Source organism: Collinsella sp. AF04-24, from assembly GCF_003465685.1.
GTDB classification, from domain to species: domain Bacteria; phylum Actinomycetota; class Coriobacteriia; order Coriobacteriales; family Coriobacteriaceae; genus Collinsella; species Collinsella aerofaciens_AP.
Window position 1 is genome coordinate 14,985 of record NZ_QSBK01000014.1, and the last position, 19,554, is coordinate 34,538.

A 19,554-nucleotide genomic window follows, 5' to 3' on the forward strand; every position below is an offset into this window, starting at 1 on the left:
ATGTTGCCAGCGGCCCCGCTTTGTTTCGTCCCATTGCGCCCGGCTAGTCCTCGAGCAGGTCCTCGATAAAGCCGACGCGGTAGTTTTTGAAAATGACCTCGCCGCCGTCTTGCGTGGCGTCCAGATCGACATCGCCCATGATGCCAAAGTCGTGGTCGCCATCCTCGTCGGCAAAGATCTGGTGCACGTGCCATACGTGCGCGGTCTTCTCGTCGGACTCGTCGATGGAAAACATCGCGGCGCTGCGGGCATCTCCGTCGGTGAGGATCTCCTCATGCTGCTCGTGGTAAGCGTCGAGCGCTTTTTGCCAGCGGATCTCGCTCATGCCCCAGTCGTCGTCGAGCTCGCCCAGGTCGCGAACGTGCTCGCGGGCGGCAAGGGTCACGCGGCGGAAGAGCGCGTTGCGCACCAGCAGCGTGCAGCCGCGGCGGTCCGCCACGACCTCGTCGATGCCCCGCGGCGGCGCAGCATCGAGGGCTGCCGGGTTGCCGGCGTTCTCCCACTCGTCCACCAGGCTCGAGTCCACCGAGCGCACCACAAAGCCCAGCCACGAGATAATGTCGCGCAGGCGCTCGTCGCGCTTCTCGATGGGCACGGTGCGGTCGAGTGAACGGTAAGCCTCTGCCAGGTAGCGCAGCAAAATGCCCTCGGAGCGGGCAATGCCCAGCTTTTGAATGTAGCCCTTAAAATCGCTCGCGCTTTCCAGCATATCGCGCAGAACGCTCTTGGGAGAGAGCTGATAGTCGTTTGCCCAGGGCACTTCCTGGCAGTACTTGTCGAAGGCGGCATCGAGCAAGTCCTCGAGCGGTTTTTCGTAGGTGACATCCTGGATGCGCTCCAGGCGTTCCTCATATTCGACGCCGTCAGCCTTCATTTCGGCCATCGCGCGGTCGCGCGCTGCGCGCTCCTGAGCGCGCAGCACCTGCTTGGGATCCTCGAGCGTTGCCTCGACCATCGAGATCAGGTCCATGGTATAGGTCTCGCTCTCGGGATCGAGCAGCTCCAACGCGGCAAGCAAAAACGGCGAGAGCGGCTGGTCGAGCGCAAAGTCCTCGGGCAGGTCGACCGTCAGCGCGTAGTCGATGTCCGGCGCGGCATCAGCCGGAGCGTCGGGTGCGGGCGGTACCTCGGTGCGCACGACGACGCCGGAGTCGATGAGCGTGGCGAAGATTTCGTCGGCGCGAATCTCGAGCTTGGCCTTTTCCTCGGGCGTTTGCAGGCTTGTCTCGATGAGGTCGTGCACGCGGGCGCGGGCATCGCCGCCCTGCTCGACTACGCTAATCACCATAGAGTGCGTGATGCGCAGGCGCGGCTTGAGCGTCTCGGGCTGTGTCTCGATTAGGCGTTCAAAGGTTTGCTTGTTCCAGGTGACAAAGCCCTCGGGCGCCTTCTTCTTTTTAATCTTGCGAAGCTTCTTGGGGTCGTCGCCTGCCTTGGCCATAAGCTTGGCATTCTCGATCTCGTGCTCAGGTGCCTCGGCAATCACCATGCCCTCGGTATCGAAGCCCGAGCGCCCGGCGCGACCAGCGATCTGATGGAACTCACGGGCGCGCAGACGACGCATCTTGTAGCCATCGAACTTGGTGAGCGCGGTGAGCACCACGGTGTGGATGGGTACGTTGATGCCGACGCCGAGCGTATCGGTGCCGCAGATGACGGGCAGCAGGCCCTGCTGCGCCAAGCGCTCGACCAGCAGGCGATAGCGCGGCAACATGCCAGCATGGTGCACGCCGACGCCGCATCCAAGCAGGCGCTTGAGAATCTTGCCAAAAGCCGTCGAGAAGCTCGTGCCTTTGGCAGCTTCCTTAATGGCCTCGCGCTGCTCCTTACTAGCGATGCCAAAATTGGCGAGCGACTGTGCCGTCGCAAGGGCGGCATCCTGGCTAAAGTGCACGATATAGAGCGGGGCCTCGCCGCGGCGCATGGCGAGCTCGACCGTGCCCTCGAGGGAGGTCGTCACATAGTCGTAGCTCAGCGGAACAGGACGCGGGGCATCGATGACCAAGTCGCAAGCAGCGCCGGTGTGCTCCTCGAGTGAGGCGGCGATGACAGTGACATCGCCGAGCGTGGCGCTCATGAGCATAAACTGCGTGTGGGGCAGGGTGAGCAGCGGCACCTGCCAGGCCCAGCCGCGGTCGGGGTCGGCAAAGTAGTGGAACTCGTCCATGGCTACGCAGCCCACATCGGCATCTTCGCCCTCGCGCAGTGCGTCGTTGGCAAGGATCTCTGCCGTGCAGCAGATGACGGGCGCCTTGGTGTTGATATGCGTGTCGCCGGTGATCATACCGACGTTATCGCGGCCGAGCACCTGTACCAGATCGAAGAACTTTTCGCTGACCAGGGCCTTGATAGGGGCCGTGTAATAACAGCGCTTGCCCTGCGCCATGCCCATAAAAAGCATGCCCAGCGCGACGAGCGATTTACCCGATCCGGTCGGCGTGCCCAAAATGACGTGATCTCCGGCGGCCAGGTCCATGAGAGCCTCTTCTTGGTGATCCCACAGCTCAATGCCGCGATCGCTCGTCCATTCAAAGAAGCGCTCGAAGGCCTGATCGGGCGTGAGCCACGGTTCGGGCTCGCTGCCGTCCTCGGGCTCCCACCAGGTGGGGGAGAGCGCGCCGAGCGAGCCGAATTCGGCTTCGGTTCCCGTGCCGCCCGAGAATGAGCTGGCGGCGCCGGCGCCGGAAACGGTGCTGGCGGCGGTGTCTGTCGTGGTCTGTGCCATGTGTTTGCTTTCTCTCGCGATTGTCCGCCAACTATTATGGCGTAGCGGCGGCGCGGGGTGCCAGCGCGCGAGAAAATGCAGGAAATGGGCGTTCTGCCCGGCCGTTTGGTGCAGTTGCCAGCTAAGTGAGTAGACTTTTTGCGATATTGCGAGCACATGACTTTTGCGCAAGGGTTCTACCTGCGGTTTTATGTTTCGCTATGCGGGCTGTGCCTGGCTATTGCAAAAAAGTCTACTCACTTAGGTTTGAGGGCCGTTCGCTGGCGCCAATTTGCGCTTGTTTGCCGACGCCGCGACCATCAGAAGCCCCTAGGACTCTTGCGGCAGGCGCTTCTTGCCTTTACGGGCGCGGTTTCTAAAGTTCTCGACGGCCTCTTCCATGCCCAGAGGTACATAGGTGAGCTCATCGAGGTTTTCGGGCAGGTAGCAGGCAAGGCTTTGCTCCTGCGCGCGGCCCGCCGCGAGCTGTTCATCGCTGGGCTGCGCGCCGGGTGTGGCGCAAATGCCATAGACGACGGCACCCATCTCGCGCGTGCGGCATTCGTATTCGGTCTCGGGATGCTCGGGATGGTCGCGGCGGACGTCGTCGCTTACCCAAAGCGTGTCGTAGCCGGCCGCGGCAATCTGCCCCAGGGCGTAGTCGCGCAGCGGTTTGCTGTCGGTGCGCAGCGTGACGGTGGCGCCGGCTGCAAAGAGCGGGCGGTAGAGCATCAGATGGTCGACATGGACGAGCCGTTTTTTGGCGTACTTGGCCTTGGGCTGCGGCGTGGGAAAGTTGATGGTGATGGCATCGAGCTCGCCTGCGGCAAACAGCTGCGGCAGCGATGCGGCGCCTCGGGGCAGGACAAGTGCGTTGGACAGCTCCTGCTCGCAGATTTTCTGTGCGGCATAGGCGATGCAGATGGGCTCCTGGTCCATGCCGATAAAGAACGTGTTTGGCTCGCGGGCCGCGCGCTCTACAAGGTACGTTCCCTTGCCACAACCAAGATCCAGATGAAGGTGTTCGAAAGGCTTGCTGCCTGCGGGCGCACAGGCCTCGCGCCAATCTCCGGCATAGGCCTCGGGGTTCGTCTCAATCGCATCGGCGTAGCGCTCCAGGCGCTCCTCGAGTACAAAGTTCTTGGGCGTGCGAACGTGGACGGCTCCCATGAGGCTCCTTGGTCATAAATGCGAAACGCATGGCTGCGCGTTTCGGCAATGCGTTGGAAGAAGGTGGGCATAGTTTGCCCGAAAGATGCGGCGCGGCTCGGCGGCGCGTCGTCGATGCCTACAGACGCTTGAGAATCACATAGCGGTTGAGATCGCCGCTACGACCGTCAGCATGGAAGCGCTCAAGCTCGCGCACGGGGACCTCGCCGCTCTTGTAGAACGTGCGGACACCGCGCACCAGGTCGGTGATCTGCTGATCGTCAAAGTGATGGCAATAGCGGTAGGCGTGGCGGTCGTTTTGCCAGCCAATGAGGTGGTCGCCGGCTTCAAACTGCGCGGAATCGTAACCCTCAAACGGCGGGGTGAGTTCGGCGCGGGCTTCGGCGCGAACGGCCTTGCGCGCCATGCGCTCGTCGTTCATAAACTCCCAAAAGCTGATGGCGATGATGCCGCCCGGGCGTGTCTGGCGCACCAGGGTGTCGAGCACGCGTACGCGGTACTCGCACGACGGCACGTGGTGCATAAAGCCAAAGCAGACCGAGATATCGGCGAGCGGGGCGTCGAAAAGCACGTCGGGTGTCTCGGCGGGGTTGAGCTTCATGAGGGCGTCGAGCACGTCGAGTTCCTGGAAGTGCAGGTTGGGAATGCGCAGGGCGTGGCCATGTGCATCGATGGCCAGGTCTTGGCACGAGTCGACGCCATAGAACTCGAAGGGGCAGCTGGCATCTGCCGAGGGGTTTGCGCCGTCGACGCCCTTGGCGGCAAGTGCGCCGCCGGCGGCAAAGTTCTCGAATCGCATATTGCCGCAGGCAAGATCGAAGACGCGGACGGGATGCTCGATGGTGGCGACGTCGAGCTGTTCGAGCGCGATGTCCATGGTGCGCACCCAGCCGGGCCACGGGGCCTGGCGCGTATCGGAAAAGGAGGCGGAGTGCTCGCGATAGAACGTATTGTTGAGCTGGATGAGCGATGAGGCGAAATCGCGGTTCACGGCGCGGAACTCCCTCCGTTGGCGGTGCGGAATAAACAGTACGACCATACTACCGTTAACGCCGCAACGGGGACAACCGAGCTGCGGGTCATTGCTTTGTTTGGACACATTTCCGCAGCTCATATGCACCCGCAACCGCCGGTTGTCAAAAATCTCACTAGAATAGGTGGCATGCTTTTGGCGGTGGCGGATAGATTTTTAACCGTGCAAGGCGCCTTAAGAACAAAAACGGTCCGGCGGCACGGCTGGCAAAAGCATAGGAGGAACCATGAATGTAGAAACTGCGCAGCGGCTCGCCGACCTTCGCCGCAGCAAAGGCTTTAGCCAAGAAGGGCTGGCGCGAAAGCTGGGGCTGTCGCGCCAGGCGGTCAGTAAATGGGAGCGCGCGGAGAGCTCGCCCGATACCGAGAACCTGATCTCGCTCGCCAAGCTCTATGGCGTGAGCCTGGACGAGCTGCTCAATCCGAGCGATGAGATCGAGGACGATATCGAGTTTGAGAACGAGGACCGCGCCCGTCAGCGCGAGGCCGAGGCGGCAGAACGTGCCCGCACCCATGAGGCGGCGGCGCGCGCCACGGAGGCAGCTACGCAGGCGAGTGATGCTGCGGCCAAGGCGGCGCAAGCGGCAAGCTGGAGTGCGCAGGCCGCCAATGCCGCTACGGCGCAGGTGACGAGTGGCGGCGCAGCTGGCTCGACTCCGGTGAAAGGTCCGTTCCAGTCGTTTCCGTATTGGGCCGTGTGCTGGCTGCTGTTCTTTTTGCTGATGTTCCTGTTTGGTGGCTCCTTTGCCGCGCTGATCTTCTTTACAATCCCCATCTATCGCTGGGTGGCGCGTGCGCTCGATGGCGATTGGGCACGCGGGGATATTCAGGTTGGTCCGGCGCCGGAGGCGGCTAAGGCTCAGGATGTTTCCGCTGCGGTTGATACTGACGTGGCTTCCTCGACCGCCGCTGAGCCGAGCGCCAAAGAAGGTGATGAATGATGAAGCTCTCGCATGAGTCCAAGGTCCGCCTGGGCGTCGGTATCGGAGCGTTCGTGCTCATCATCGGGCTTATCTTTGGCACTTCGCGGATATTGTTTCATTTTGATGGCCTGTGGGATCTCGGCGATATTGCATCCGGTTTGTCCGGTATGGACGATGTGGTTGACGGGGACGATTCTTTGGATGGCGGTAACTATTCTGCTCAGTCTCGGCAGCTTTCGAGCGAAACGTTTGATGCCGACTCATTCCAGTCCCTTGACCTGGATGTGACATCGGGTGAGGTTGAGATCAAGTGCGTTTCCGGCGGGCAGGTGCGTGTCATCGAGAGCGGTCGTGTTGCAAAGGGGGTAGCTACCTACGATGCTGCCACTCAGAATCTGGCCGAGGTCCAGGGTTCTACGCTCACGATTAGCCAGTTCGACTGCGATGACGAGCGCGCTATCGATCGTTCGGTCACCATCGAGCTGCCGCGGGATGTTGCGGATAACCTGGTCGGCATTACGGCGAGGGTGGGGTCGGGAGACCTGACGGTCGCGGACATTGCATGTCACGACTTCGAATTGACGTTGGACTCGGGAGACGTTGAGTTTGCGGGCACCGTAACCGACACCCTGAATGCCAAGGTAGGTTCGGGCGATGTGACGTTCGAGCTCTACCAGGCGCCCGCGAAGTCTATGGACGTGAGCGTGGGCTCGGGCGACGTGGAGATGACGGTTCCGAACTCTACGGGTTTTAAGGCGAGCCTCACCTTGGGCAGCGGCGACTTCGAGAGCGATTTCCTTCCGCTTGGCTACGACGGCGAGACCATTTTGAATCTTGAATTCGACAACGGTGATAAGTCTGCCACGTATCGTTTTGAGGTCGGTTCGGGCGACATGTCGTTTGATTCGGAGTGATGGGTGGTTTTCGGAGACCCGCAAACGTAGCCGCGCTGTTTGATGGAGGCGCCGGAGCCGTGACTGGCTCTGGCGCCTTTGCCTTTACAATGGGGGCATGGAACAGATTATCTTGAACATACTCGAGGCCCTGCGCCGCGGCGAGACCGTGGACGACAGGGCGCTCGTCAAACTGATACATGCCGAGGCGCGCCGTGAGGGTGCCGACAAACGCGACCTGGCCAAGCGCCGACTGCTGCCGTTTTACCAGCGGGTTAAACGTGAGGAACCGGCTCGTTGGGCTGGGTGGAATGTCGATGCCGATCTGGAACGTCAACTGCTGCAGGTGCTGCGTATGAAGCCGCGCCGAACGGCCTCGGGCGTGGCGACCATTACCGTCATCACCAAGCCCTGGCCGTGCTCGGGCGATTGCCTGTTTTGCCCCAACGACCTGCGCATGCCCAAAAGCTATCTTCATGCCGAGCCGGCGTGCGCCCGTGCGGAGCAAAACTGCTTCGATCCGTATCTGCAGGTGAGCGCTCGTCTGACGGCGCTTTCGCAGATGGGTCATGCGACCGACAAGATTGAGCTCATCGTCCTTGGCGGTACCTGGAGCGACTATTCGCAAGGGTATCAGGCATGGTTTATGTCGGAGCTCTTCCGTGCGCTCAATGACGATGCCGTCGCCGGCGTGGCGGCAAACCCCATGTTGGCGCGTCCGGGCATCAGCCGTGCCGAGGCGGGGCGCCTGCTCGATGACGCTCCCGCCGATGCCCTGCCGCCGGTGGTGGCGGAGCGTCGCGAGCGCTATCGGGCAGCGGGCATTACGACCGACGAGGTCGAGCTTGCTGCCGGCGTTGCCGACGAGCAGGGGCGTGTGGATGCTGCTGTGGGCGGCTATAACCGCGCAGTGCGTTGTCTGTACGGCCCCGGCACGCCGTGGGGCGAGGTCGCCGAGTGGCAGACGGCGACGATGGAAGAGCTTGAGCGGCAGCAACGCATCAACGAGACGGCGAAGCATCGCGTGGTGGGGCTCGTTATCGAAACGCGTCCCGATGCTGTAACACCGCAGGCGCTCACGCTCATCCGTCGTCTGGGCTGTACCAAGATTCAGATGGGCATCCAGAGCCTCGACCAGCATCTGCTCGATATCAACGAGCGTCGCATTTCGGTGGCGCAGATCGAGCGCGCGTTTTCGCTTGCGCGCCTGTTTGGCTTTAAGATCCATGCGCATTTTATGCTCAATTTGCTGGGCGCCACGCCCGAGGGTGACAAGCGCGACTACGAGCGCTTTATGACCGAGGGCGCCTTTATGCCCGACGAGGTCAAGGTCTACCCGTGTGCGCTCATCGAGGGTTCGCGCCTGGTGGGCTGTTACGAGCGTGGCGAGTGGCGCCCCTATACCGAGGAAGAGCTGCTCGATGTGTTGGCCGACGATATCGTGGTGACGCCGGCGTTCTGCCGCATCAGCCGCATGATTCGCGACTTTAGCTCCGACGACATTATGGTGGGCAACAAGAAGCCCAACCTGCGTCAGCTCGTTGAGAACCGCCTGGCTGCTCGGGGTGACGGTGCGACGGTGCGTGAGGTTCGCTATCGCGAGATCAGCACGGCGGGTGCCGACCTGGGCGAGTTGACCCTTGACGAAGAAGTGACGTACGAGACGCCGGTGACGCACGAGCGCTTTTTGCAGTGGGTGACGCCGCAGGGCAAGATTGCGGGCTTTTTGCGGCTGTCGCTGCCCGATCGCGCATTTGTTGCCGCGCATGCGGACGAGTTGCCGACGACGCCGGACGAGGCGATGATTCGCGAGGTGCACGTGTATGGCATGGCGGCACGCGTGGGCGACCAGGGACAGGCGGCGCAGCATCACGGGTTGGGGCGTTTGCTCGTAGAGCGTGCATGCGAGATTGCCCGGGATGCGGGTTATGCGCGTATCAACGTGATCAGCGCGATTGGTACGCGCGAGTACTATCGCCATTTGGGTTTTTACGATCATGGCCTTTATCTGCAAAAGGAGCTCTAAATGAACAAGCCGAGTGTTTCTGCCGGCGTCGTTGCCGGCGTTGCTCTGGGAGCCGCGGCGCTTGGTGCGGCCGCCGTCGCTGTTCGTGCTGCCTGTCTGCAGGTTGCGCGAACCCGCAATGGGTTGGCGCGTGTGAAACGCGTGCACGATGAGGGCGGCGATGAGATTCGCGTGTTGGTGCAAGGCGGCGTCTACCAAAGCGCAAGCTATGTTGGCGAACGTTGGGCGGAGCCCGTCTTTGCGTACTATCGTGCGTTTGACGACGTGTTTGAGGCCGAGGGCGCAATGCGTGACGCTTATGGTCATGGCATCGACCGCATGCTTATGCTGGGCGGCGGCGGGTTTGCCTATCCCAAGTTCGCGCTGATGTTGCATGAGAGTTTGCGCATGGACGTCATTGAGTACGATGCCGAGATTACACGTCTAGCGCGTCGTTGGTTCTACCTAGACGAGCTGGAGCGTACGGCGGGCGATCGCCTGCGGGTGATTACCGCCGAGGCGCGTTCGTACCTGGGCGTGACGAGCGTGGGGCATCGTCGCTACGACGTGGTCGTGAGCGATTGCTTTGGCGGTGCCGAGCCCGTACGCGAGCTGGCGACGGTTGAGGCGATGCGTTTGGTGCGGGGCAGCCTGAACCCCGGCGGTATCTATGCGGCCAATATCGTGAGCGCGAACGAGGGGAGCGACGTGACGTTCCTGCGCGATTGCGCAGCCACGGCGCTCGAGGTGTTCGCCCATGCCTGGGTGGTCCCGTGTGGCGATGCGGAGTTCGGTGGCGAGGAGAACTACCTGCTCATCGCCGGCGACGGCGACTACACCTTTGCCGAAGCCGTGCCCTTCGATGCTGACTTCCTCGGCGCGGCCCTCCACGACAAGTAAGTCTCCCCGTCCCAAAAAAAGACTGGTCCTAGGCGTGGTCGCACCAGCTGCGGACACGCTGCTTCATGCCCTCTATGTCGAGCACGCCTTCGGCAAAGCCCTTGCGCACGAGCTCTTCGGGAACAAACTCGTCGTAGCGGTCAAAGTAAGGCACCTCGCCAGGATAGACGAGCTCGATGGGATCGAAGTCCTTCTCGGCCTCGGCGGCGAGCACCTCAAAGAACGTCTCCTCGTCGGCCTTCATCTTAAACTGCATAAAGTACGGGCGTGACGAGTCGAGTCCGCGAAGGCCCAGCTCCGCGGCACATTTAATCTTGAGCATGCGCTCGAGCGCCAAAAAGGCGTAGCTGCCCAGCCAGGGGAAGAGCACCCAGGTATCGCCGCCCAGGTTGATGAGCGGCTTGGTTCCCGCACCCGAAATCTCGGCCGTATGACGAGCCTGCGCCAAGCGGGCCCGTGCGTTACCCATAAGGTACGGATATGTCGCGTGCTCGTTGAGCGCCTTGCGCATGCGCTCGAGCACATGCGTGTTAATGTCGCCGGGGCAGTCGCCAAAGTAGGCCGGCACCCGGCCCTTGACCTGCGTGGCAAAGACAGTGTGGCGCTTCCAGTCCACTTCCTCGACAATCCAGCAGTGTCCGGCGATGGCGATGCGCTCACCGGGCGGGGGCGGATTAACGATCGTGCCCAGCTCAGCCGATTCGCTCCGGACGGTAAACTCCTCGTTTTCCTGGAACACGGCGTAGAACTTAAAGTTGTTGATGATGCGCTCGCCCGCGAGACCCACGATGAGCCCGCCACCTTCGGTGACCTGGATATGGTCGATCTTAATGAGGTGACGTAGCAGCACACGGTAATCGTCTGCCGAGACACGGTGGAAATAGCTGAGCGTGAGCACGCGCTGGGCAAGTTCGGCCGGCGTGAGCTCGCCGGTGCTGGCGAGGGTCGACATAGTCTGGTGATAGAGCAGGCTGTAGGGGAGACGATCGAGCTCGGGTGGCTCGACCCACTTTTCCTCGCGATAGAGTTGTACGAGCGCGATACCCTGCAGGAGCTTCCAGGGAATGGTTTCGGGCATCATCGTGCGCGGCTCGGGCTCTTCCTCGCGCATGACAAACCACATCTCGGGCGGAAGATCGCGACGGCCTGTGCGCCCCATGCGCTGCAAAAAGGAGCTGACGGTAAACGGCGCGTCAATCTGGAAGGCGCGCTCCAGGCGGCCGATATCGATACCGAGCTCCAACGTAGAGGTGGTGACGGTTGTCTGCGTCTGCTCCTCGTCGCGCATGAGCTCCTCGGCCGTCTCGCGTAGCGATGCCGAAAGATTGCCGTGATGGATGAGAAAACGGTCGGGCTCGTGCCGGCTCTCGCAGTAGCTGCGCAGCATGGAGCACACGGCCTCTGCCTCCTCGCGCGAGTTGGCAAAGACCAGGCATTTGCGGCCGCGCGTATGCTCAAAGATATAGCCCATGCCGGGGTCGGCGTTGTCGGGCGCCGTGTCGGTGGGGTTGAGAAGCGCCTGCTCGGTCGCTCGTGGGATGTCGACTTCGCCCTCGGGGGCCGAGGAAGTGCGACGGTCTTTGGGAGCGGCCTTGTCCCGCGCCTGCTCACGACGTTGACGGTGTTCTTCCTGTGTAAGCTGTCCGCTGTGGCACATGTCTTGTCCGGATGCGGGCAGCGCCGCGGGCGCCGCCGTCTCAATACGCTCGCAAGCAAGCACCTCGGCTTCTTGTGGACCTGTGCCTACGAATCCTCGTTGCTGAGCCTGGGGGCCCGAGTTGTAGAAGTGCTCCATGGAGATGCGCCACACGCGGCGCGGTTCCTCAAAGCGGGGGATAACGCAGTCGCGCCCCGTTCCCTTCGAGAGAAAAGCGCCCGTGCGCTCGGGGTCGCCGATGGTGGCCGAAAGGCCAATGCGTCGGGGCTGTACGCCGGCCATGCGCGAGAGTCGCTCGATAAGGCAGAGCGTCTGCCCGCCACGGTCGCCGCGCATGAGCGAGTGGACCTCATCGATGACCACATAGCGTAGGTCGCAGAACATGCGCGGGATCGCCATGTGCTTATGGATTAAGAGCGCCTCGAGCGACTCGGGCGTAATCTGCAAGATGCCGCTTGGCTTTTTGATGAGCTTGGCCTTGTGCGACTGCGAGACATCGCCATGCCAGTGCCAGACGGGGATGTCGGCTTCTTCGCACAGGTCATTGAGACGGACGAACTGATCATTGATGAGCGCTTTGAGGGGGCCGATGTAGAGGGCGCCCACGCTCGCGGGCGGGTTCTCCCAAAATTCGGTCAGGATGGGAAAGAAGGCTGCCTCGGTTTTGCCGGAAGCCGTGGATGCCGTCAGGAGCACATTATCTTGCGTGTTAAAGATGGCATCAGCTGTCGCAACCTGGATAGAGCGCAAGCTCTCCCAATCGTGGGAGTAGATGAAGTCTTGGATAAACGGGGCGTAGCGGTCAAAGGCGTTCACGAGGCCTCCTTTCAAAAGCGAATCTCTCAACGCGGCGGGCAGTGGCTTGCTGCATTACTGCTTCAACGTTTGCCCAGATAGAGCCTGCCAAAATAAACCTGTCCCTTTTTGGCAGGTTAGATGGTGAATTCGGCGAAGTTACGGTCGCCGCCTGCGGTATCGGTGTCGCCTGTTGCGGCTGCCGGCGCCAGCGCGTCGCCGCCGACGCTTTGCAGCAGCTCGGCCACGTTGGCGTCGGGGTTTTGGCATAGGATGTCGAGCAACTCGATAAAGTCACGAATGACTTCACGCGGCGTCAGATGCGTGTCGGCTCCCACACGACCGAACTCGATCTTGAGGAAGTCCACCAAGTCGTTCTCGGTAAGCGTGGGCGTCCAGCCAAAGTAGCCGGCGTGAATTTGCATGAGTTTTTCGATGAGCACCAGTAGCTCCTCGTAGGTGAGCGGCTGCAGGCGGATGATGGGTGCGAGCATGTCCTTAAGGTCCTGGCGCGCAAAGCGACCCTGAGCGAGTCGGCTGCGCAGAGCCTCGTAGGAGAACACGCCGCGGCGGCGGTCTTCGATGGAGGTTGGCGTGCCGCCCATGATCATGCCCAGGTACTGCGCCTTGCCCTGAAGTGTGTCGTTGTACATGGTCAGGATCTTCTCGTAGTTGTACTGGCGCGTGATGGCATTGGGAATCTTATACAGATTCACGAGCTCGTCGATGAGCACCAGCATGCCCTTGTAGCCGCTGCAAACCAAAAAACGCGCGATGAGTTTGACGTAGTCGTACCAGTCGTCATCGCTGATGATGGTCGAGGAGCCCAGCTCGGCGCGCGCCTCGCTCTTGGTGCGGTATTCGCCGCGGATCCATTTGGTCACGCGGCTCATGGTCTCTTCGTCGCCCCCGGATGCGGCCATGCGATAGCGGCGGAGCATGCGGGTGAAGTCGAAGCCGTGGACCATCTCCTCGAGCGGGGCCAGTTGGGCATTGACGACCGACTCGTCGACGTCGGCACATGAGGCGACCCAGCGATCTAGGATAAGGTTGAGCGCACCGCCCTCGGGGCGCGTCTTGGTCGATATATTGCGGATGAGCTCGCGGTAGGTGGCAAGGCCCTGTCCCTGACCGCCCTGCAGGCGGCGCTCGGGCGACAGGTCGGCATCAGCGACGACGAATCCCTCGCCCATGGCGTGCGTGCGGATGGTCTGGAGCAAAAAGCTCTTGCCGGCGCCGTAACGACCGACCAGAAAGCGGAAGCTCGCGCCACCGTCGGCGATGAGGCTCAGATCGGTGAGCAGGGCGCGGATCTCGACCTCGCGGCCTACGGTGATGTAAGGAAGGCCGATGCGCGGGACCACGCCGCCCTTGAGCGAGTTGAGAATGACGGCAGCGACGCGCTTGGGCACGCGAGGTGCTGCGGATGCGGTATCACTCATGGTCTAGGTATCCTCTCACGTCTGCTTCGTAGTCCTCGATAATCTGCGGCCCTGCCGCGCTAAATTCAATTACGGTGTCGCCCACCAGGTCAAAGAGCGCCTCGTTGATGGTATCGACGAGCATGTCCTCGCTCTGCTCCGATTGCACTACCGCCGATTCCGCCTGTACTGCGTTGTGCTCGAGCAGCGCGCGGAGATAGGCGTCTGCGGCGAGCGCGAGTTCGTTCGTGGCGTCAGCGGGCGCAGCCGCTGCGAACGCGGGCGTCGGCGCGAGAAGCGGTGCCATGACACCAAACTGTTCGGTGGATATGGTCGGCTCGTCGGACTCGTCCTGCCCTGCGGCCGCCGCGACCGCCTCGACCGTCGCGTCGGCTACGGGCTCGGCTTCCGGTTGCCCTGAGTCCGCTGCCTCGGCTTCTGCGGACGCGCCGTCCTCGCGTTCCTCGTCAATCAAAAGCGCTTCGCGCGTTTGTGCGGCAGCGCTCCGAATGTGCCCCAGCTGGCTCAAATCGATATCGATCTTGACGGGCTGGTGTGCAGCGTCCCACGAAAGCCATGTCACAATCTCGTCATCGATAATCTTGGCCAGATATTTGGGGACCTTTTCTTCCTTAAGGGGATGGGCAGGGTCCAGGGCCAGGCGCAGGCGTTGGTCGCAGGCGCGCATCATCTCGCCAAGTTTGCTGCTCTTTTGTCTGCTGCCGTGAATCCGCATGCATTCCCAAAAACCGTTTTGGCAACGGTAGATATGGATGGGGTCCAGACGGTATTCGCAGTCCTCGTGGCGCTCGGGCGCAAAGAATACGGCCGAGGCAAACATGGTGTAGGGCATGGCCGTCTCCTCCCCAAATAAACTTGCCACGATGCCGGTCTTTCGGTGCGTGTCATAGTAGCGCGCCATGCGGACATACACGGCGCACGCCACGTGGCGCAGATCGCGGTGGTGGCTGCGGTCGAGCCGCGAGCTACTTAGGTTGTACGTGGAGAGGGCGTTGATGGCGGCCATGAGTCGCTCCTCGCGCACCTCATCGGGCGGAAGGGGGAGCGTGGGCTCGGAGGTTTTGCGACGCTTAGGGGTCTGGCCGGACGGTGCCGGTACAAGGTCTCGTGCCGCGCGCCGCAGTTCGATAAGGGCGTTATCGAACATGACGGTTTTAGAGTCGCGAAGCAGCTTGGGGTCGAGCCCGTGGAACACGGCGTAATCTTGCAGCCACACGCGCGCAAACCGGTCGATGCCGGGCTCGAAGGCGCGATAGACATCCCAAAAAGCCTTGATCTTGTTAAAACCATCGAGTGGATTATCTACGCCAATGCCGCAGATCAGCTCATAGAGATACAGAAAGGCAAAGGACGTAGACGTTTCCTCGACGGTTCCGCGGCGCACTTGGGCACGCCAGGTAAAGTAGCCGCGCAGTTGCCGGTCGCTCATGGCGTTGTAGGTGGGAAAGTACGACTTAAAGGTGCCGTTGTAGGGACAGTCGTCCTCAAAGTCGGCCATCAGCAGGCCCTGGCGGTAAAAAAGCTCGGCTTCCGAAAGCCAGCGGCCCGCACCGCCCTTGGGGTCATCCTGCCAGCGCGATATCTCGCGCATTTTACGGTACTGGTTGGGGAGGAAATTCTGCATCTGTCGGCCGGTTTTGAGAATCGGCTCGTCTGCGTAGGTTTCGTTTGAGAAGCGGGCGGACTGATGGGTCCGGGCCTCGGCCATAATGCGCTCGATGAGCATCTTGATGTCCTGGTCGGCCACCGCTCCTCCTCTCGAACGCAGCTACGGTGACCTCATATCATAGCACAGCATCAAACAGATGTTCGAGATACCGCTGCGTTGATAGATTTAGAACAGGAGGGCGTATATGACGGCGATGACGACGGAGGGAAGCATATTGGCCGTGCGGAAGGTCTGAGGACGGATGAGGTTGACGCCGACGCAGAAGATGAGCATGGAGCCTACGAGCGAAAGGCTGTTGAGGGCTGCTGTGGTCATGATGGGGGAGAGCGCGCCGGCAAACAACGTGATCGTCCCCTGGAACACGGCGACGGGCAGGGCTGAGAAGATGCAGCCGCGGCCAAGCGAGGCCGTCATGGTGCAGACGATGATGCAGTCCAGTGCGCCCTTGAGGGCAAGCGTTGACCAGTCGCCGAGCAGGCCGTCCTGGATCGATCCCACAATGGCCATGGCGCCGATGCACACGGTGAGTGAAGTCGAGACAAAAGCGTTGGTGAACTCGTTATCGCCCTCACTGCCAGTCTTGCGCTTGAGCCATTCGCCAAGGTTCTCGATGGAGGCCTCCAAGTTGATGGCCTCGCCGATGAGCGAACCGAGCGCAAATGAGACGATGAGCATGGTGGTACCGGTGGTCGCTAGCGCCTTTCCATCGATGATGAGCATCTTTTGCATGGTGCCGCCCAGGCCGATAAACAGGACGCACAGCCCCGATGCTTTCATGAGCGTGTCTTGGATGCGCGGTGTAATGAAGCGGCCGCCCGCTAATCCCAAAAGACCGCCCGCAACTAAAAGCGCAACGTTGATGATTGTTCCCAAGCCCGGCATGAGCCCTCCTGTATTGATGCCAACGTGGCAATCGTAGCAGAACGAAATGCGAGGCACATCGCGACTCATCTAATACGTTATATAAGTGGTATTAGGAATGATGCGCAGCATTTAAGCCTCAGGTGGTTGTCGGGACATAGGGATAGTAGTCAAAGCGCAGTGTCATAAGCCGCTGTGGGGATTCAATAGCCGCGGCGATGATATTGGCATCGCGGGCACGATCAAACCCTTCGAGTTCGATCTGATACGAGACGTCTTGCATAATGTCCAGACGTCGCCAGGCTAGAAGTGTGTCGCCATCGAATTCCAAGGTCTTGCCTCCGTCTGGGGCAACGGCGTATAAACGCAGTTTAGCGGTGGTTGCAGGGTCGACAACCGTGACCTTTTTAATTTCGTTTCGAGTATTCTTGGCGCCCAACAAGGTGAGCAGTGTTGGGGCCACGACCTCGCCTGATGGCAAAAAGACGACTTCGATGGATTCGGGAAATGCGATGATGGCCGACTTGCGGACGGGCTGATTGGCGGCGGCAACTTCGATGTTTGCAGCATCGATGACCTCTGTGTGGTCGAGGGCGGCAAGCACGCAGCAGTTACCTTCATCGATCTCCTGAGGATCAGCAAGTCCCAGACTGTCCGCGAGCTCGGGATCGTTTGGACCGGTAGCGGGCTCATTCGGTGCTTCGAAAGAAGCTGGGACGCTGTTTGTCGGCGACGGCGTGTCGCCCGCACCTGCTTCTTTGTCCGTGCTCTCTTCTTGTATGGTTGCGTTGATGGGTTCGTCGTTTGAGGGGAGCGTCTTGGCGTCAAGCGCGGAGGGGACAATCCCGATGGCTCCGGATCCGTTCCACTCCATTTCGAGAAGCGCCGGGTCGGCAAGAATGCGTTGCCTGCTTTGCGCGTGGGCATCGATTTCAATAGGGCCTGCCTCTATCCCTCGTGTAAGGCTGAGTGATCCGGCTGACTTCTCGAAATGAGCGTCTGTGTCTTTGGTGCTGACGGCGTAGAACAGCAGGGATGCTTCTCCCGCCGCGATGGCATCGGTGCCCGCCTTGGTCAGCCGCAGCGATGCCGTGAATGAGAGGGTGGGCTGCACATCGTCTGCATTCGCGGCGGCGCAGCCCAGACATATACCGCCTCCTTTCTCGAAAAACGCACCGTCGAAGGCGACCTTCGCTCCGTTCGCCGAGTCATCGACCGAAGCGATATCGATGCGCAACCCCAAATCGCACGGATCGCCATCTGCATCGAGCACAATCGAGCGCCATGTGCAGACGGCGCACCCCGCCTGGGAGCCGTTTGCCTTGTTCGAACGATTGATATCCACGACTATCGAGCCGTCCGTATTACGACGAAGGCATCCCGAGGTTGAGATTGCGGCCTGTGCGAACGAAAAACGCTTGCACGCAATGGCGCTCGACGGATTTGGTGCGGAGCTTAGGGCTGCTGGTAAGGAGTCTGCCATGACGGGAGTCGCCCAAGCGGCGACAGGCGTTCCGGTTGCGAGCGCGCCGCAGAGTGCGACGACGGGCAAAAGGTTCTTCGATGCCATGGGGTCTCCTTAGCTAATTTAGTGCGGCCTGTCCGTGTTTCGTTTCTGGCTGCGTTTGATGTGCAGACCGAGGCCGGCGGTTCCCGCACCTGCTGCCGTGGCGCCTGCTGCCAAGAGCCATCGTCTGTCGTCTGTCTGTGCCAACGGTTCCTTGCAGTTGCCGCGGTCGAGCTCCGAGAGGTCGACCGTCACTTGCGTGGCGGCCTGCGCCTGTTCTTGCTGGGCAAAGGCCATGGCTGGCCCAAACGCTAGGATACTGACGGCGGCCAGGGCGACGGCCTTATGCCGTGTGCGCACCGGGCTCGACCGTCCAGGTGATCGTTGCAACCTGATCGCCTTCGCCGGTTACGCGGAAGATGTCGCGCGTGACGCGGGCGACGTTTCCGCTTGTCTTGAGCTTAATTTTGTCCGTGCCGCCGGCAATGCCCTGGTAGCCCATGTCGAAGGCTGCATTCTTGGAAAGATCGAGGCCCGTCTCCTGCATTGCGGCGCTGGCGTTCTGGAGTGCGCCGTCGGGGCCGACCTTAAAGTCGATGGAATTCTGCGCGGTTCCGGCCTTGGCGTCGGCGGCAATGGTCCAGGTGTTCATGGCGTCGATCTTCATGTTGGTGACATGGATGCCGTAGGCCGAATGATTGTCGATGGTGGTCGCGTCTTCTGAGGGGCCCTGAAGCGTGCCGTCGGCCTTGGCGACGAAGGGAATAACCGTCGGAACTTTGAACTCTACGTTGTCGATCTCGGTCCTGACCATTACTTTCGTGGTTCCAACGCGCCCGGCTGCCAGAGCTGGCGTCGGGGCGGCGCCCATTGCGAGCGCGAGCGCGAGCCCTGCGCCCACGACGAGCGCTCTGGCTCCGTTCATGTTCCTGGTGATGTCCATGGTCGTTCCTTTCTATTCGCCGCGGGCCGTCCCCGCGATGATTGGACGAATGCTGGTGAATTGCGTGCGGTGTCGCGTCGGCCGAAAAAGCTAGTTCTCGGCTTGCTCAACCCGTACCTTGACACGTGTCGGATTGCCGTGGCTGTCGAGGGTCTTGGCATCGAGTGCCTGGATCTCGATGTATGCCTCTCCTTCTTTGATGTCGCCGGCGGGGCACGTCTCGATTGTCTTGCCGGTCTCGACCACACCGGATTCGTACATGGTCTCGTCGTTTTGGATGACGCGGAATCGCTGGGGAAATTTATTGTCTTGGACGTTTTGCACGTTGACGCGCAGCTTGCCGTCCTCCTGTAGCTGAGCGACCGGCGCGACCGAAATCGTCATCATGTTGTCGCGGACGATGGCATCGAGCTCATCTTGGATTTCTTGTCGCGATTTACCCTCTGCCGTCGTGACTGAGGCGCCCGCTTCGGGCACGGGCTGCGACTGCCAGGCGTATAGCCCTACGGCGATGAGGGCGCAGGCGATAGCCAGGCAGACAACGACGAGTTTCTTGCGACGCCCCAGTCCTGCGAGGCGGGGCGGCTTCTTCGCACTCATGCGGCGTCCTTGGTGGTGTAGACACGTGCGAACGTGGACGGGTCCGCTCCAAAGAGCATGTGAAGCATCAGGCGGCGCGAGTAGATGAGCTCGTCAAAGTCGTGAGGGAGCTCGATGTCGTGGATACGCGCGATGTGGTGGGCGAGCGCCGAGAACGACTCGGGGTCGCAGATAACATCGGTGGTGACGTGGTAGACCGCCGTATCGGGGAACGCCTCTTCGTCGAAAGGCAGGAGATAGGGATCGTCGTCGACCTCGATGGCGACGCCGTACTGGGGCCAGTAATATGCCATGGGAACCTCCCTGCTTCTGGGGCCAAAACTTCTATCGGTTTTGGCTGTCGACGCCGACCGTATCAGCCGCTACTTGACCAATTTCTGACCAAATGCTTGACGGATTGACATCTCCGCAGGTAAAAGGTGGGAAAATTACTTCAACTTTTTTCGAGCGACA

16 protein-coding genes are annotated in these 19,554 nt (G+C 61.2%); 4 read left to right on the forward strand and 12 right to left on the reverse strand.

Annotation, left to right across the window (positions count from 1 at the left end; translation table 11 throughout):
• Positions 1-43 precede the first annotated feature (43 nt).
• From DWV32_RS06755 to DWV32_RS10140, 3 genes are all read right to left on the reverse strand, one after another.
• Positions 44-2,725, reverse strand: coding sequence for an RNA helicase (locus DWV32_RS06755; protein ID WP_117757671.1), 2,682 nt, complete (start codon positions 2,723-2,725; stop codon positions 44-46).
• A 309-nt stretch (positions 2,726-3,034) separates the two neighbouring features.
• Entirely contained in the window at positions 3,035-3,874 is an 840-nt protein-coding gene (locus DWV32_RS06760) for a tRNA (guanosine(46)-N(7))-methyltransferase TrmB (protein ID WP_117757672.1), read from the reverse strand.
• Between the two features lie 118 nt (positions 3,875-3,992).
• Positions 3,993-4,865 (reverse strand): hypothetical protein, encoded by an 873-nt coding sequence (locus tag DWV32_RS10140; protein ID WP_147346221.1) that lies wholly within the window; start codon positions 4,863-4,865, stop codon positions 3,993-3,995.
• A gap of 268 nt (positions 4,866-5,133) precedes the next feature.
• On the opposite strand from DWV32_RS10140, the gene DWV32_RS06775 reads away from it, so the two are divergent.
• From DWV32_RS06775 to DWV32_RS06790, 4 genes are all read left to right on the forward strand, one after another.
• The gene (locus DWV32_RS06775) at positions 5,134-5,847 is read left to right on the forward strand and encodes a helix-turn-helix domain-containing protein (protein WP_117757675.1); all 714 of its coding nucleotides are present in this window, start codon (positions 5,134-5,136) and stop codon (positions 5,845-5,847) included.
• Positions 5,847-6,743 carry a DUF4097 family beta strand repeat-containing protein gene (locus tag DWV32_RS06780; protein WP_158566102.1) on the forward strand — a complete coding sequence of 299 codons (897 nt, stop codon included), beginning with the start codon at positions 5,847-5,849 and terminating at the stop codon, positions 6,741-6,743. Before DWV32_RS06775 ends, DWV32_RS06780 begins: the two co-directional genes overlap by 1 nt.
• A 97-nt stretch (positions 6,744-6,840) precedes the next feature.
• Positions 6,841-8,748: an elongator complex protein 3 gene (locus DWV32_RS06785; protein ID WP_117757677.1), complete on the forward strand. Its 1,908-nt coding sequence runs from the start codon at positions 6,841-6,843 to the stop codon at positions 8,746-8,748.
• The gene (locus tag DWV32_RS06790; protein ID WP_117757678.1) at positions 8,749-9,627 is read left to right on the forward strand and encodes a spermidine synthase; all 879 of its coding nucleotides are present in this window, start codon (positions 8,749-8,751) and stop codon (positions 9,625-9,627) included. It begins immediately after the preceding gene.
• 28 nt (positions 9,628-9,655) lie between these two features.
• Here the strand turns inward: DWV32_RS06790 and DWV32_RS06795 are convergent, their stop codons facing one another.
• The 9 genes from DWV32_RS06795 to DWV32_RS06835 all read right to left on the reverse strand — a co-directional run bounded on the left by DWV32_RS06795 (position 9,656) and on the right by DWV32_RS06835 (position 19,394).
• The gene (locus DWV32_RS06795; RefSeq protein ID WP_117757679.1) at positions 9,656-12,100 is read right to left on the reverse strand and encodes a DEAD/DEAH box helicase; all 2,445 of its coding nucleotides are present in this window, start codon (positions 12,098-12,100) and stop codon (positions 9,656-9,658) included.
• A gap of 116 nt (positions 12,101-12,216) precedes the next feature.
• Positions 12,217-13,521 carry an ATP-binding protein gene (locus tag DWV32_RS06800; RefSeq protein ID WP_117645733.1) on the reverse strand — a complete coding sequence of 435 codons (1,305 nt, stop codon included), beginning with the start codon at positions 13,519-13,521 and terminating at the stop codon, positions 12,217-12,219.
• The gene (locus DWV32_RS06805) at positions 13,514-15,268 is read right to left on the reverse strand and encodes a TerB N-terminal domain-containing protein (protein WP_233540427.1); all 1,755 of its coding nucleotides are present in this window, start codon (positions 15,266-15,268) and stop codon (positions 13,514-13,516) included. Before DWV32_RS06805 ends, DWV32_RS06800 begins: the two co-directional genes overlap by 8 nt.
• 87 nt (positions 15,269-15,355) lie before the next feature.
• Positions 15,356-16,072 carry a DUF554 domain-containing protein gene (locus DWV32_RS06810; RefSeq protein WP_187361837.1) on the reverse strand — a complete coding sequence of 239 codons (717 nt, stop codon included), beginning with the start codon at positions 16,070-16,072 and terminating at the stop codon, positions 15,356-15,358.
• 118 nt (positions 16,073-16,190) lie between these two features.
• The gene (locus DWV32_RS06815; protein WP_117645731.1) at positions 16,191-17,621 is read right to left on the reverse strand and encodes a hypothetical protein; all 1,431 of its coding nucleotides are present in this window, start codon (positions 17,619-17,621) and stop codon (positions 16,191-16,193) included.
• An 18-nt stretch (positions 17,622-17,639) separates the two neighbouring features.
• Complete coding sequence (locus tag DWV32_RS06820) at positions 17,640-17,855, reverse strand: hypothetical protein (protein ID WP_147325188.1); 216 nt, start codon at positions 17,853-17,855, stop codon at positions 17,640-17,642.
• A 46-nt stretch (positions 17,856-17,901) separates the two neighbouring features.
• The gene (locus tag DWV32_RS06825) at positions 17,902-18,501 is read right to left on the reverse strand and encodes a hypothetical protein (protein WP_089573324.1); all 600 of its coding nucleotides are present in this window, start codon (positions 18,499-18,501) and stop codon (positions 17,902-17,904) included.
• Between the two features lie 90 nt (positions 18,502-18,591).
• Complete coding sequence (locus tag DWV32_RS06830) at positions 18,592-19,101, reverse strand: hypothetical protein (protein WP_117629648.1); 510 nt, start codon at positions 19,099-19,101, stop codon at positions 18,592-18,594.
• Positions 19,098-19,394 (reverse strand): hypothetical protein, encoded by a 297-nt coding sequence (locus tag DWV32_RS06835; RefSeq protein ID WP_089573322.1) that lies wholly within the window; start codon positions 19,392-19,394, stop codon positions 19,098-19,100. The genes DWV32_RS06830 and DWV32_RS06835 overlap by 4 nt, the downstream gene beginning before the upstream one ends.
• Positions 19,395-19,554: the final 160 nt, after the last annotated feature.

Excerpts from the sequence above, each read along its gene's own strand:
- DWV32_RS06835 (WP_089573322.1), bottom strand. The coding sequence starts at position 19,394 with ATGGCATATTACTGGCCCCAGTACGGCGTCGCCATCGAGGTCGACGAC.
- DWV32_RS06815 (WP_117645731.1), bottom strand. The coding sequence starts at position 17,621 with ATGGCATCGAAGAACCTTTTGCCCGTCGTCGCACTCTGCGGCGCGCTC.
- DWV32_RS06790 (WP_117757678.1), top strand. The coding sequence starts at position 8,749 with ATGAACAAGCCGAGTGTTTCTGCCGGCGTCGTTGCCGGCGTTGCTCTG.
- DWV32_RS06775 (WP_117757675.1), top strand. The coding sequence starts at position 5,134 with ATGAATGTAGAAACTGCGCAGCGGCTCGCCGACCTTCGCCGCAGCAAA.
- DWV32_RS06825 (WP_089573324.1), bottom strand. The coding sequence starts at position 18,501 with ATGGACATCACCAGGAACATGAACGGAGCCAGAGCGCTCGTCGTGGGC.
- DWV32_RS06820 (WP_147325188.1), bottom strand. The coding sequence starts at position 17,855 with ATGGCCTTTGCCCAGCAAGAACAGGCGCAGGCCGCCACGCAAGTGACG.
- DWV32_RS06830 (WP_117629648.1), bottom strand. The coding sequence starts at position 19,101 with ATGAGTGCGAAGAAGCCGCCCCGCCTCGCAGGACTGGGGCGTCGCAAG.
- DWV32_RS06785 (WP_117757677.1), top strand. The coding sequence starts at position 6,841 with ATGGAACAGATTATCTTGAACATACTCGAGGCCCTGCGCCGCGGCGAG.
- DWV32_RS06780 (WP_158566102.1), top strand. The coding sequence starts at position 5,847 with ATGAAGCTCTCGCATGAGTCCAAGGTCCGCCTGGGCGTCGGTATCGGA.
- DWV32_RS06800 (WP_117645733.1), bottom strand. The coding sequence starts at position 13,521 with ATGAGTGATACCGCATCCGCAGCACCTCGCGTGCCCAAGCGCGTCGCT.
- DWV32_RS06810 (WP_187361837.1), bottom strand. The coding sequence starts at position 16,072 with ATGCCGGGCTTGGGAACAATCATCAACGTTGCGCTTTTAGTTGCGGGC.
- DWV32_RS06760 (WP_117757672.1), bottom strand. The coding sequence starts at position 3,874 with ATGGGAGCCGTCCACGTTCGCACGCCCAAGAACTTTGTACTCGAGGAG.
- DWV32_RS06755 (WP_117757671.1), bottom strand. The coding sequence starts at position 2,725 with ATGGCACAGACCACGACAGACACCGCCGCCAGCACCGTTTCCGGCGCC.